Source organism: Streptomyces sp. 5-10, from assembly GCF_014712245.1.
Classification (GTDB): Bacteria; Actinomycetota; Actinomycetes; order Streptomycetales; family Streptomycetaceae; genus Streptomyces; species Streptomyces violaceusniger.
Genome location: NZ_JACVYG010000106.1, coordinates 1 through 13,084, shown reverse-complemented (window position 1 = coordinate 13,084; position 13,084 = coordinate 1). Strand labels below are relative to the sequence as shown.

Here is a 13,084-nt window from a genome sequence, read left to right as displayed (position 1 = left end):
CGTGCTCGGCTATGACGGCCAGCTCGTGGAGATCGAAGCCATCGCCGCCGTGCTTGATTCCTGAGCCGACGGACCATCCCTGCCGAGGGACCAACCGCCCCGCCCGGGTTTTGGCTCCAGTCACGATCGGAGCCAAACGAGGAGGGCGGTAGCGGTGACGGTGCCGAGATAGACGTAACCGCGCTTGTCGTAGCGGGTGGCGACGGCTCTGAACTGTTTGAGCTTTCCGATGGCCCGCTCCACCGTGTTGCGATCTTTGTACCGGTCCTTGTTGAAGCCCGGGGGTCGTCCGCCACACGACCCCCGGCGCAGGCGGGCGGCCTTGTGGTCTTTCTTCTCCGGGATCACGTGCCGGATACCGCGCCTGCGGAGGTAGACGCGGATCTTGCCATTGCTGTACGCCTTGTCGGCGCTCACGCTGTCCGGGGTGCGGTGGGGGCACCCGAGCCCCGCGCGGGGAACGCGGATCTTGTCCATGACCGGCTCGAACTGGGTGCAGTCCGCCCGTTGTCCCGGGGTGACGAGCAGGGACAGCGGGCGGCAGCGGCCCTCCGCAACCAGGTGGATTTTGGTCGTTAGTCCGCCGCGGGAGCGGCCAAGGGCTTCACCTGGCGCACCGCCTCCTCCAGCAGGAACCCCAGGGTGATGTGCGCGCGCAGCAGAATTGATCTTCGCAGAGCCCCTTTTGAGGAGCTTGGTGGAGCGCGGGTTCTTGGGTGCGCCGGCGGCGTGCTGGTGAGCCCGCACGGAAGTGGAATCGATGTTGACGTTCTAGTCGAGGTCGCCCTCGGCATCGGCGGCGGCCTGGATGTGCTGGAGGAGCCGCTCCCAGGTGCCGTCGGCCGACCACAGCAAGTGCCGCTTGTGAACCGTCTTCCACGGGCCGAAGGGTTCGGGCAGTTCACGCCACTGCAGCCCAGTACTGAGCCGGTGAATGATTCCGTTGATCACCTGGCGGTGATCCCGCCACCAGCCGTAGCGGTTATTGCTCACTGGCAGCGGCGAGTCATTGTCAAGATCTGTGGATCGGGCCAGGCTGAGGCGGCTTGGTGGACATCCTGATCTTGATGTCGTTGTCGCCGTGGCGAGTGACTTCGTGCAGGCCCAGTCGCCGGTAGAGGGCCTGGGCCCGCTGGTTGACGACGAGGACGTCCAAGGCGAGGTCCCGGCCCTGCTGGCGGGCCTGGAGCAGGAGGCTGCGGATGAGCTGGCTGCCGATTCCGCGTCCCTGGTGGTCGGGGTGGAGCTCGATCCGCGCCAGGTAGATCTCCGTCGGCCGGTGCTCGACGTGGAGCATGCCCGCATCGGCGCCTTCGGTGGTGATGATCTGCCACTGGCCGGGGCTGAACACGGGCGTGGAAGTCCCGTTGGGCCTGCTCGTCCCAGCCCCAGATGGCCGTGACGTAGGCGCCCATGGCCGCTTTGTGTAGCCGGAAGCAGTACTCGCTGTCCGCGGCGGTGGCCAGCCGCAGGCCGATGGCCGTCATGCCGCCCTCTCCTGGGGCCGCTCGATGAGGTGACCGCGTTCGAAGCGTGCCCCGGCGCGGACGAGGGCGACGAGATGGGGTGCGTTCACGGCCCGCCACCGCTGCTGGGCGGACTCGACGGTCACGGGCCGCTCGATGGGGGTGGTGTCGACCTCGATGAGGTCGTTGGGGGTGCACTCCAGCGCGGTGCACAACGCCGCCAGCGTGGTCATCTTCACCTGCGACGGTTCCTTGGTGAACAGCACGGACACCGACGCCGAGGACAGCTCCAGGCCGGCCCTTTCGGCCAGCAGTCGCCGCAGCTCGGTGCCGGTCCACACCTCGCGTTGAGCGGCAGTCATCCGAAGCCGCCATCGGATCTTCATGCCGAGGAGTCCTTCCCGGTCAGCTCCGCGATAGTGGTGGACACTGCCCGCTGATAGGCATCCTCGACGAACGTCGCAGAGGCCTGACGTACTGGTCACCGCGTTCGTAGTTGTGGGGCGCGCAGGCCCTCCGCAGGGCATGCGGGCTGAACCGATCCGCGGAAAGGCGCCCTTCGAGCTCCATGAGATAGCGGAGCCGGTTGCGGATGGTCCCGCCATGCAGGGCTCCGCCGGACTCGTCGGTGAACAGCACCGGAGAGTCCGGGAACTTGGGCCGCATATCCTCCAGGAACCACCGCAGCACCAGGTCCAGGCCGTCGAGCATGGGCACCCAGCGCGGCCGCGGCCCAGAGGTGTGAGCCCCTTTGCCGAAACGGACGTGGAGCTTACCGAACGGGCCGCGGTTGAAGTGCGCATCCGGCCTCTCCAACAGCGATGCCTCCTCCGAGCGAATCCCGGCGTGATACAGGGTCCGGAACATCGCATAGTCCCGGGCGGCGGGGCCGTACTTCCCCGCGGTCGCGATCCGCTGCTTCATGAAGTCGAAGAACTCCGCCACCCGCTCCGGTGTCGGCGACGGCACCAAGGCTGGAGAGTCGTCGCCGACATGCCGGGAGGCGTTAAACTCGTCGACCGGGCAGACCGGCCGGACGCCGAACGCCGCCTCGATCTCGGCCGCCTTACGGGCCTGCAGAAACCGGTGCAACTTGAAGATCTGCACATATTCGCGCCGGATCGAGGTCGTCCGGCCCTTCACCGCGAGGTCGCCGACCACACGATCGATGTCCTCCGGCGTCAACTCCCACGCGAGCCGGCCCAGGGCTGCGAGGGTTCGCTCCAGCAGGCCGATGTCGTTGTCGATGGTCACCGGGCTGAACCCGCGGGCCCGCCACGAGGCGACGAACGCGTCGACGCATGCGGTCTGGAACTGCCACGGGTCTGTCGCCAGCGGTTCTTGAGGGATGGCCCCACCCGCGATGACACCTGCAGTCTCGCCTCGGTCACCGGCACACCTTCCTCACACCTGAACGGTCAAGGCAGCACCTGGAAAACGGGCGCGCCACCGCGAGAACCGACGAGGACCCCAGGAACAGGATACGGGCAGGTGGCAGCGGCCACTCTTGTGAGGGAACAAGTGCCAGCCCCAGATCGCTGGGGCGAGACGTTCTCCGACGACGTTGTCGCCGCCGCGATGATCGACCGCCTGGTCCACCACGCCGAGGTCCTCACCCTCACCGGCGGCTCCTACCGCACTCGTCAACGCCGCAACCTCATTCGCCATCAACAGCAAAACATGGGCGAGAACTGACAACGACCGCAGAGGGGTCAATTTTGCGGAGACCTCAGGGCATCAAAATTCGAGAGGCGTTGACAGGGATTGGTACTGCAACGGCACTTGGGTGGTGCTGATGGTGCATGATCTTGGATTGTGGTGCTGGATGTGAATGGCCTCGGAGTTGGAGACCTTGGTGGGGCGGGTGGCTAACAGGTCGATTCACGACGACGATGCCGGGTCGCAATACAGATCAAAGCAATCAAGAAAATGACTGTGCAGGAGGGGATTGTGGCAGCGTGAGCCAGTGCACCAGGCAAGGGGGCCCTCACAGTACCTGTATCACCAGGGTCTCCCAGACATCCAGGACGCCTGTCAACCTTTTTGAGTCGGCTCCCAGCTACACGGAGGAGAAGTAACGGATCCACGGGAGGCGCGCACGGCGGCCGCCCGAGAACCCGTCCCAGGCGCCCTGAACGAAAGCGCCGACAACACTCCATGGACACGCACTGCAGCTTTACCCCCATCAGTTCAATTCAGCTGCACCGGACGCGCGACCGTGTCAGCACATGCTTCCACGGCAGAAGGAACGAAGACCAATGGCGGACAACCAGTTCACCACTCACGCAGACCTTTTTGATCTGCGTGGGAAGTACGCACTTGTCACTGGCGGCACCAGGGGCATTGGGATGATGATAGCGCGCGGCCTTCTACAGGCGGGCGCCCGCGTCATTATCAGCTCACGCAAGGCAGACGCGTGCGCGGAGGCACAGCATCTACTGTCCGAATTCGGCGACGTTCAAGCGATCCCCGCCGACCTGTCCAGGTACGACGAGTGTCAGCGCCTCGCTGATCTTGTCAAGGTCGACTCGGAACGCCTGGATATCCTCGTCAACAACGCGGGAGCGATGTGGCGCGAGCCGCTGGAGACGTTCCCGGACGAGGCCTGGGACGCAGTGATCGACCTCAACCTCAAGTCGCCGTTCTGGCTGGTGCAGGCGCTGCTCCCCGCACTTCGCAAGGCGGGCACCGCCGATGATCCCGCGCGGATCATCAACATCGGCAGTATCGCCGCCATCCACGTCGCCGAGTCGCCCAACTACTCGTACGCCAGCAGCAAAGCGGCACTCCATCAACTCACCAGAGTGCTTGCCAGAGAACTGGGCCCACAGCACGTCACGGTGAACGCGGTAGCCCCAGGACCGTTCCCGTCGCAGATGATGGCGTCCACGCTCGATGCCATCGGCGACACGATCGCGGCGAAGGCCCCTCTGCGCCGGCTCGGCCGCGACGACGACATGGCAGGTATCGCCGTGTTCCTCGCCAGCCGGGCCGGGTCTTACCTCACGGGCACCATCATCCCGATCGACGGCGGCATCGCCACGACCGCATCGGGTACCTAGGCGTCGGCGCGAGGCTCTGCCAGCGGCCGACGGGCCCTCGTGATCGCGGGAGTACGCCTGGGCCCGGGTCCCGATCCGCATCTGCGGGGCGCCGCGCCGGGCGCTCGGGTATCCAGGTGTCGACGCGGCCTTTTCCTGCTACGACGCTGGGCGCATGCCACGTGTGAGGGGGTGCGTAGCCGTCGGGGTACCAGCAGAACCTCCCTTCACCTGCGGACAGGGCCTAGGGTGAAGGGGTGGCCACGATCGATCTGCGCACTGAGATCAAGGAATTCCTGCGCTCGCGTCGGGCGCGGATCGCGCCCGAGCGGGCCGGACTGCCCGCCTACGGCGGCAACCGCCGGGTCAAAGGTCTGCGTCGCGAAGAGGTAGCTCTACTAGCAGGGGTATCGGTCGACTACTACGTGCGTATGGAGCGCGGCAGCCTCACCGGCGCCTCCGACGGGGTGCTCGACGCGTTGGCCTCTGCCTTGCAACTTGACGAGGCCGAGCGCGATCACCTATTCCACCTTGCGCGGCGGTCCGGGGCGCCCAGCGGTCCACGCCGCCGGCGACCCGCCGTGACGGTGCGTCCGGCGCTCCAGCAGGTGCTCGACGCCATCACCAATGCGCCGGCTTGGATGTGCAACGGCCGTTATGACGTGCTGGCCATGAACCAACTTGCCCGCGCGCTGTATTCACCGGTGCTGGCCGACACGCGACGCCCGGCGAACACCGCGCGGTTCGTGTATCTAGATCCCGAAGCGGCAAAAGCGTTCTTCATCGACTACGACCGCATCGCCTGCGATGTGGCCGCGAAGCTACGCATGGAAGCCGGCCGCAATCCGCACGACGAGGAGTTGATCGCCCTAGTCGGTGAATTGTCAACACGCAGTGAACTATTTCGGCAGCGGTGGGCATCTCAGGACGTTCGGCTGCACCGGTCCGGACGCAAGCGTCTGCACCATCCGGTAGCGGGCCAGCTCGACCTGGACGTCGAGTCGATGGAGATGCCTGCCGAACCCGGCCTGCTCCTGAACGTCTACACCGCGCCCGCTGGCACGGCGACCGCGGACGGTCTGGCCCTATTGGCGTCGTGGGCGGCTAGCCAGGAGAGGCTGGCGACCGAGATTCAAGCACTCAGCTGATACGGCCCCCGCACCACCGCATGAACAGCAGACCCCAGGCCAGGCAGTTCGAGCAGGTGTCAGGATCCAGCACCAGCGAGTCGTCCTCTCGTCCTGGCCGGTCACATCGGCGGCAGCGACCGGCCGTCCCGCCGGCGTGACACCACCGTCGGAGACGGGCCGGACGCGACTGCGGCCTGCTGGCTGGTCTCCTCGCCGGGTCGGCGGACCCTGTCCGGCTCGGGGATCAGCAGGTCGCCGATCTCGCAGCCGAGCACGACGCAGATGACTGGGTGCGAAGGCGGACGAGTCGGCCTGTACGCCGGGTTCTGTCTCCCGGGGGCCTCGCGGCCCTCGGGGAGGCGGCCATCCATCTAGGACCGGCGTTGCCGTCGGCCTCGTGCGGTCTACCCGCGGACTCGGGCGGGCAGCCCTCGATCGTCCGCGCAGAGCCGCCGTGCGGCGGCTCCTCTTGACCTTGCTCCAGGTGGGGTTTACCGAGCCGTCCGAGTCACCCCGGACGCTGGTGGTCTCTTACACCACCGTTTCACCCTTACCGGTCGCCTCGCGGCGTCCGGCGGTCTGTTTTCTGTGGCACTGTCCCGCGGGTCACCCCGGGTGGGCGTTACCCACCACCTTGCCCTGTGGAGCCCGGACGTTCCTCGGCGGGGCCCGGAGGGCCCCGACGCGACCGCCCGGCCGGCTCGTCCGCCGTGTTGACCATGATACCCGGCGGGCGGGGCGGCTCAGACGAAGTCGGTCGTCTCCAGCGCGAAGGAGAAGGGAGCGGGCAGGTCGAGCTGCTTGCCGAAGGGGACCGTGACGTGCTGACGGTAGTCGCCGTTCTCCGGGTCGCTGAAGAGCGTCACATCGCTGTTGTCCCGGTCGACGAGGAGGTAGAGGGGGATACCACCGCGCGCATAGCAGTGGCGCTTGGCCTTGCGGTCCCGCTCCGGCTTGGTCGAGGTGACCTCGGCGACCATGGACACGCCCTCGCAGGGCATCCAGGATTCGGCGCCGCGGAAGAGCCGCAGCTCCCTAGGCGCGAAGGTACCGTCCGGGATCATATGGTTCCGCACGCACAGACCGCCGCGCGGGACCGTGAGGCCCTTGTTTCCGGAGAACTGCATGGGTGTGGCAGATCGCCTGTACACCTGCTCAACGATCAGGTCAATGTGATCCTCGTGGTCCCCGTCCGGCGGCGGTGTCACAACGATTTCCCCCTCGATCAGCTCGGCCCGGAAGCCTTCCGGCGTATCCAGGGCCAAGAAACCCTCCAACAGGACGTGGTCGTGGTCCTGCGTGAGCGGTTCGTGTGCCATGGCGCTCATGCCACCCTCTTCCCTGTCTCGCCGCCAGCCTAGGTACCGAGGGGGTCGATACCCGGCGGAAAGGGCCTTCCTCACTCGATCGTGTCACAGAAGCCCCCGCGCCGGGCAGTGCGTGCGTCAACCGGCCGTGGCCGGTGGCGCGCGCCATCGCACGCCGCCCGCGTCGTACGGTCCCCTGTGCTCGGCGGCCCGCTCACCGGCGAGTACGACGGGACGCGGACGGTCAGGTTCTCACCCGGACGAACCCCGGGCGCTGCTCGCCGCGCTGCGCGAGGCGACACCGGCGGGGCGGTGCTCCTCGGGGGAACGACGCGCCGGGGGGGCCGCCGACGCACGGGGACTCGGCCCAACGGCGCCCTACCCCGTCCCGAGTCCGCCGTGGCATGCTCGGCGGACCATACGCGCGGCATCGACACCGAAGACACCGAAGCGTTGACACCGAAGCGTTGACACCGAAGCCCGTCCTGGCTCGCGGACCCGACGTCCACGACGGCGGTCCCGCTCTGACACAACCCACCACCGCGAGGACACCATGAACGACCACTGGTGGCGGCAGGCCGTCTTCTACCAGATCTACCCCCGCAGCTTCGCCGACTCAGGCGCGGACGGCATCGGCGATCTGCCCGGTGTCACCTCCCGGCTGCCGTACCTCGCCGACCTCGGCGTGGACTGCGTCTGGCTGAGCCCGTTCTATCCGTCCGCGCTCGCCGACGGCGGCTACGACGTGGCCGACTACCGCGATGTCGACCCGCGCCTGGGCACCCTGGACGACTTCGACCGGATGGTCGCCGAGGCCGACCGGCTCGGGCTGAAGGTCATGGTCGACATCGTGCCCAACCACACCTCCAGCGACCACGCGTGGTTCCAGGAGGCGCTGCGCTCGGCGCCCGGCTCCGCCGCCCGCGACCGGTACGTGTTCCGCGACGGGCGCGGCCCGGACGGCTCGCTCCCGCTCACCGACTGGATCTCCTGCTTCGGCGGCCCGGCGTGGACCCGGCTGCCCGACGGGCAGTGGTACCTGCACCTGTTCGCGCCCGAGCAGCCGGATCTGAACTGGGACCACCCGGAGGTGCGCGCCGACTTCCTCACCACGCTGCGCTTCTGGTCCGACCGCGGCGTGGCGGGCTTCCGCGTCGACGTGGCCCACGGCCTGGCCAAGGACCTGGCCGAACCGCTGCGCGACATCGGGGACGTGCGCGGCTACGACCCGGACGAACTGCCCGAGGACGGCAGCCATCCGCTGTGGGACCGCGATGAGGTGCACGGCATCTTCCGCGAGTGGCGCAAGGTGATGGACGAGTACGACCCGCCGCGGATCGCCGTGGCCGAGGCCTGGGTCCGCAACTCCCGCCGCACGCCGTACGCCAGCCCCGATGAGCTGGGCCAGGCGTTCAACTTCGACTTCCTCTACACCCCGCTGTCCGCGCCCGCGCTGCACACCGCCATCGACAGCGCGCTGCACGAGGCCCGTACCGCCGGTGCCTCGGCCACCTGGGTGCTCTCCAACCACGATGTGATCCGGCACGCCACCCGGCTGGCGCTCCCCGACGAGCTGAGCCGGGCGGGGCGGGAGGCGTGGCTGCTCGCCGACGGCCGGGAGCCGGAGGCCGACCGGGAGCTGGGGCTGCGGCGGGCCCGTGCCGCGACGCTGCTGATGCTCGCGCTGCCGGGGTCGTCGTATCTGTACCAGGGCGAGGAGCTGGGCCTGCCGGAGGTGGCCGATCTGCCCCGGGAGGCGCTCCAGGACCCGACCTGGGAGCGCAGCGGCGGGCGGATCAAGGGCCGTGACGGCTGCCGGGTGCCGCTGCCGTGGACGCGGTCCGGCCCGTCGTTCGGCTTCGGCGCGGGGGGTTCCTGGCTGCCGCAGCCGGCGTACTTCGGCGAGCTGTCGGTCGAGGCGCAGGACGGGGTGGCGGGCTCCACGCTGGAGCTGTACCGGGAGGCGCTGCGGCTGCGCCGTGCGCTGGGCGGGGACGAGGGCGTGGAGTGGGTCGGCTCGGTGGAGGAGCTGAGCGCGGGGGTGCTGCGCTTCCGTCGTTCCACCGGCTGGCACAGCCTCAGCAATCTGTCGGCGGTTTCGGTGCCGCTGCCGGAGGGTCTGGAGGTGGTGCTGGCGAGCGGTCCGCTCGATGGGGGGCGGGTGCCCGCGTGGACGACGGTCTGGCTCCGCCAGGGGGTGTCCGACGGAGCGTGACGCGTGCGGCGGGCTGCTTTTCCCCTTACGGCTGGGCTGCTTTCCCCCTGCGGCGGGGCTGCTNCCCCTTACGGCTGGGCTGCTTTCCCCCTGCGGCGGGGCTGCTTTTCCCCTCCCCGCCCCTTCCCTCAACTGGGGCTCCGCCCCAGACCCCCGGCCGGGCGGCCCGGATGTGCGCGGGCGTCCGCCCGGTCGTCCGCCGCACCGGCGTGCCGGGGTGCCGGCGTGCCGGCGTGCCGGGGTGCCGGGGTGCCGACCGCGAGCAGCCCGCCGGTGCAGGTGTTCAGGGCGGCGACGGTCGGCTCGTCGGCCCCCGGGGTCCAGGGCGATGCCCTGGCCGCACGGCGGACACCCCGTAGCCGGAGGCCGTGGGCTGCGGGGCGGTTGGCCGGAGGCCGTAGGCTGCGGTGCGGGGCGGGCCCGGTTTGCCGGGCCCGCCCCGCACCCCGTCGCCAACGACCGTTCGACCTTCGAGGAGAGACCGTGCTCGTGCTGCTGCCCCCGTCCGAGGGAAAGGCCACAGGAGGCTCCGGGTCCCCGCTGGACCTGGGATCGCTGTCGCTGCCGGGCCTGGGCGAGGCGCGGGCGGAGGTGCTGGACGAGCTGGTGTCGCTGTGTTCGGGCGACGAGGGGAAGGCCGCGGAGGTGCTGGGGCTCAGCGAGGGGCTGCGCGGTGAGATCGCCAAGAACGCGGCGCTGCGGGAGGCCGCGGCGCGGCCCGCCGGGGAGATCTACACCGGTGTGCTGTACGACGCGCTCGGCCTGGCCACCCTGCCTGCTGCCGCCCGCCGCCGGGCGAAGCGGTCGCTGCTGGTCTTCTCCGGGCTGTGGGGCGCCGTACGGATCGACGACCGCATCCCCTCCTACCGCTGCTCGATGGGCGTGAAGCTCCCGGGGCTCGGCGCGCTCGGCACCTACTGGCGGACCCGGACCCCGATGGCCGAGGTGCTTCCAGAGGCCGCCGGGGACGGGCTGGTACTGGACCTGCGCTCGGCGGCGTACGCGGCGGCGTGGAAGCCCAAGGGGGCGGTCGCCGAGCGGACGGCGACGGTGCGGGTGCTCCAGTCGAAGATCGTGAACGGGGTCGAGAAGCGGTCCGTCGTCAGCCACTTCAACAAGGCGACGAAGGGCCGGATGGTACGGGACCTGCTGACCGCGGGCGCCGAACCGGACGGCCCCGGCGAGTTGGTTGCGGCGCTGCGCGGGCTGGGGTACGTGGTGGAGGCGGCGCCGCCGGAGCGGGCGGGTCGGGCGTGGGGGCTGGATGTGGTGGTGACGGAGCTGTAGGTGGGCACCGGGGCGCTGTGCGGGCCGCTTCGAGCTGTAGCGGGGCGCTGCCCGGGCCGCGCCCCGGCACCCCGAGCCGGAATGGTGCGCCTGGCCCACCCCGAGCAACAGCGGGGCACTACCGGGCCCGGCCCACTCGCTGCCCGGCCAGGCCCGGCCCGGACGTAGGGGGCGCCCGGCTCCGCCCGCTGAGCGGTACGCGCGGCTGCCGAGCAGCCCGGTCTGCCGCCCGGCCCGCCCGCTGGACGGTACGACGCCGGACGTGCGGAGCCCGGCAACGTCCGCACCCGACCCCGCCCGCTGAGCGGCACCCGCAGCTACTGAGCAACCCGGTCTGCCACCCGGCACGCCCGCTGGACGGTACGACGCCGGACGTGCGGAGCCCGGCAACGTCCGCACCCGACCCCGCCCGCTGAGCGGCACCCGCAGCTACTGAGCAACCCGGTCTGCCACCCGGCACGCCCGCTGGACGGTACGACGCCGGACGTGCGGAGCCCGGCAACGTCCGCACCCGACCCCGCCCGCTGAGCGGCACCCGCAGCTACTGAGCAACCCGGCCTGCCGCCCGGCACGCCCGCTGGACAGTACGACGCCGGACGGCGAAGCCCGGCCCGGCCGTGGGGGCGCCCGGCCCCGCCCACCCGCTCAGCGGTACCCGCAGCTGCCGAGCGGCCCGACTGCCGCCCGGCACGCCCGCTGGACGGTACAGCGCCGGACGGCGAAGCCCGGCAACATCCGCACCCGGCCCCGCCCGCTGAGCGGTACGCGCGGCTGCTGCACGGCACGCCCGCTGGGCGGTACGGCGCCGGACGGCGGGCTCGGCGGGTCCGCGGCTGCTCCTGGCCGTCCCCCACACCCACCTCGTTGCGACGTGCGCAACCGCCATTGCGCTACACGCCGCACCACAGGCAGGATGGGCGCCGTGACTAGCACCGCGCCCTCCCCCGGTACCCCGGATTCCTCGCTGCTCGACCTCGCCCCCGTCATCCCCGTGGTCATCGTCAACGACGTAGCCACCGCTGTCCCGATGGCCCGTGCGCTGGTGGCGGGCGGGCTGCCCGCGATCGAGGTGACCTTCCGGACACCCGCCGCCGCGGACGCGATCCGGGCGATCGCCGACGAGGTCCCGGACGCGGTCGTCGGCGCCGGTACGGTCCTGACCCCGGAGCAGGTGGAGACGGCCGTCGCCGCCGGGTCGCGCTTCCTGGTCACGCCCGGCTGGACGGACCGGCTGCTGGGGGCGCTGGACGCGTCCGGGCTGCCGTATCTGCCGGGCGTCTCGACCACCTCGGAGGTCGTGGCGCTGCTGGAGCGCGGGGTCGAGGAGATGAAGTTCTTCCCGGCGGAGGCGGCCGGGGGCACCGCGTATCTGAAGGCGCTCGCCTCGCCGCTCCCCCGGGCCCGCTTCTGCCCGACGGGCGGGGTCAACGCCTCGAACGCCCTCGGGTATCTGTCCCTCCCCAACGTCGGCTGCGTGGGCGGCACGTGGATGCTGCCGCCGGACGCGCTGGAGGCGGGCGACTGGGCCCGGGTCGAGTCCCTGGCCCGGGAGGCGGCGGCCCTGCGGCGGTGACGGCGGCCACCGCAGTCAGCAATGTACTGACCGCGATGTGACAGCGGCCGCCGGTCGGCACCGTCACAGCCGCCACCGGTGGGCACCCTCACGGCTACCGCGACCGGCACGCCCGCACCGTCACAGCCGCCGCGATCAGCACCGTCACAGCCGCCGCCGATCGGCACCGTGGCAGCCGCCGCGATCAGCACCGTGACAGAACCGCCGCAACCGGCACCCTCACGGCTACCCCGACCGGCACACCCGCACCGTCACAGCCGCCGCCAGTCGATACGCCCGCACCCTCACCGCTACCGCTACCGCGACCTGCACGCCCTACCGCAGATGCGCCGTCTCGTTCAGCAGCCGCAGTGACGCGTTCCCGTCCCCGTAGTACGCCACCGCCGTCAGCGAGGCCGCCGAGAGTTCCATGCGGAACAGGGACTCCGGCGGGGCGCCCAGGGCCAGCCGGACCAGGGTCTTGATCGGGGTCACATGGGTGACCAGCAGCACCGTACGGCCCGGGTAACGGGCGATCAGCTTGTCGCGGGAGAGCGCGACCCGGCGCGTGACCGCCGCGAAGCTCTCGCCGCCGCCGGTGGGGGCCACCTCCGTGGAGGCCAGCCAGGCGTCCAGGTCGTCCGGGTAGCGCTCCTTGACCTCCGCGAAGGTCAGGCCCTCCCAGGCGCCGAAGTCCGTCTCCCGCAGCCCGTCTTCGACGCGGACGTCCAGGCCCAGGCGGCGGGCCACCACCTCGGCGGTCTCCCGGCAGCGCCGCAGCGGTGAGGCGACGACGGCCTGGATGGTGCCGCGTGCGGCGAGCGCCGCCGCCACCCGCTCGGCCTGGTGGCGGCCCACGTCGGAGAGTTCGGGGTCGGTGCCGCCGCTGCCGGAGAAGCGCTTCTCGGGGGTGAGCGGGGTCTCCCCGTGCCGGAGCAGGACGAACGTGGCGGGGGTGCCCAGGTCCGCCGAGCCCCAGCCCACCGCCGGGGCCCCCGCGACGACGGCCCCCGCGGCGGCGGCCCCCGTAGCGGCCGCCCCCGTAGCGGCCGCCCCCGCGGCGGCGGGCTCGGCGAGGGCGTCGTC

Annotated in this window: 11 protein-coding genes, 1 other RNA gene and 2 pseudogenes; 6 read left to right on the top strand and 8 right to left on the bottom strand. The window is 70.7% G+C overall.

What is annotated here, in order from left to right:
* Nucleotides 1-120: 120 nt before the first annotated feature.
* The 4 genes and pseudogenes from IEJ02_RS46750 to IEJ02_RS50625 form a co-directional block, all read right to left on the bottom strand.
* A pseudogene (locus IEJ02_RS46750) lies at nucleotides 121-1,035 on the bottom strand (IS5 family transposase).
* Nucleotides 1,013-1,351, bottom strand: coding sequence for a GNAT family N-acetyltransferase (locus IEJ02_RS46745; protein WP_191070344.1), 339 nt, complete (start codon nucleotides 1,349-1,351; stop codon nucleotides 1,013-1,015). The pseudogene IEJ02_RS46750 and the gene IEJ02_RS46745 overlap by 23 nt, the downstream one beginning before the upstream one ends.
* A gap of 294 nt (nucleotides 1,352-1,645) precedes the next feature.
* A pseudogene (locus IEJ02_RS46735) lies at nucleotides 1,646-1,828 on the bottom strand (helix-turn-helix domain-containing protein); the annotation flags it as partial.
* Between the two features lie 43 nt (nucleotides 1,829-1,871).
* The gene (locus tag IEJ02_RS50625) at nucleotides 1,872-2,720 is read right to left on the bottom strand and encodes a tyrosine-type recombinase/integrase (RefSeq protein WP_317986099.1); all 849 of its coding nucleotides are present in this window, start codon (nucleotides 2,718-2,720) and stop codon (nucleotides 1,872-1,874) included.
* Between the two features lie 267 nt (nucleotides 2,721-2,987).
* On the opposite strand from IEJ02_RS50625, the gene IEJ02_RS46725 reads away from it, so the two are divergent.
* The 3 genes from IEJ02_RS46725 (at nucleotide 2,988) to IEJ02_RS46715 (ending at nucleotide 5,655) form a co-directional block, all read left to right on the top strand.
* Nucleotides 2,988-3,161, top strand: a complete 174-nt coding sequence (locus tag IEJ02_RS46725) for an ATP-binding protein (RefSeq protein WP_275562909.1) — start codon at nucleotides 2,988-2,990, stop codon at nucleotides 3,159-3,161.
* 563 nt (nucleotides 3,162-3,724) lie between these two features.
* Nucleotides 3,725-4,528, top strand: a complete 804-nt coding sequence (locus tag IEJ02_RS46720; RefSeq protein WP_191070342.1) for an SDR family oxidoreductase — start codon at nucleotides 3,725-3,727, stop codon at nucleotides 4,526-4,528.
* A 236-nt stretch (nucleotides 4,529-4,764) separates the two neighbouring features.
* Nucleotides 4,765-5,655 carry a helix-turn-helix transcriptional regulator gene (locus IEJ02_RS46715; RefSeq protein WP_191070341.1) on the top strand — a complete coding sequence of 297 codons (891 nt, stop codon included), beginning with the start codon at nucleotides 4,765-4,767 and terminating at the stop codon, nucleotides 5,653-5,655.
* Between the two features lie 101 nt (nucleotides 5,656-5,756).
* Here the strand turns inward: IEJ02_RS46715 and IEJ02_RS46710 are convergent, their stop codons facing one another.
* The 3 genes from IEJ02_RS46710 to IEJ02_RS46700 form a co-directional block, all read right to left on the bottom strand.
* Nucleotides 5,757-5,912 carry a hypothetical protein gene (locus IEJ02_RS46710; RefSeq protein WP_369075667.1) on the bottom strand — a complete coding sequence of 52 codons (156 nt, stop codon included), beginning with the start codon at nucleotides 5,910-5,912 and terminating at the stop codon, nucleotides 5,757-5,759.
* 24 nt (nucleotides 5,913-5,936) lie between these two features.
* An RNA gene (gene rnpB, locus IEJ02_RS46705) (RNase P RNA component class A) lies at nucleotides 5,937-6,341 on the bottom strand.
* Nucleotides 6,342-6,380: 39 nt separating this feature from the next.
* Entirely contained in the window at nucleotides 6,381-6,956 is a 576-nt protein-coding gene (locus IEJ02_RS46700) for a Uma2 family endonuclease (protein WP_191070345.1), read from the bottom strand.
* 541 nt (nucleotides 6,957-7,497) lie between these two features.
* Here IEJ02_RS46700 and IEJ02_RS46695 point away from each other — a divergent pair.
* The 3 genes from IEJ02_RS46695 to eda all read left to right on the top strand — a co-directional run bounded on the left by IEJ02_RS46695 (nucleotide 7,498) and on the right by eda (nucleotide 12,019).
* Entirely contained in the window at nucleotides 7,498-9,159 is a 1,662-nt protein-coding gene (locus tag IEJ02_RS46695; protein ID WP_191070340.1) for a glycoside hydrolase family 13 protein, read from the top strand.
* Between the two features lie 483 nt (nucleotides 9,160-9,642).
* Nucleotides 9,643-10,446: a peroxide stress protein YaaA gene (gene yaaA, locus IEJ02_RS46690; RefSeq protein ID WP_191070339.1), complete on the top strand. Its 804-nt coding sequence runs from the start codon at nucleotides 9,643-9,645 to the stop codon at nucleotides 10,444-10,446.
* A gap of 913 nt (nucleotides 10,447-11,359) precedes the next feature.
* Nucleotides 11,360-12,019, top strand: coding sequence for a bifunctional 4-hydroxy-2-oxoglutarate aldolase/2-dehydro-3-deoxy-phosphogluconate aldolase (eda, locus tag IEJ02_RS46685; protein ID WP_137977716.1), 660 nt, complete (start codon nucleotides 11,360-11,362; stop codon nucleotides 12,017-12,019).
* Between the two features lie 315 nt (nucleotides 12,020-12,334).
* Here the strand turns inward: eda and IEJ02_RS46680 are convergent.
* Nucleotides 12,335-13,084: bifunctional RNase H/acid phosphatase (locus tag IEJ02_RS46680; protein WP_223865564.1), on the bottom strand; the 750-nt coding region annotated here is incomplete at its 5' end.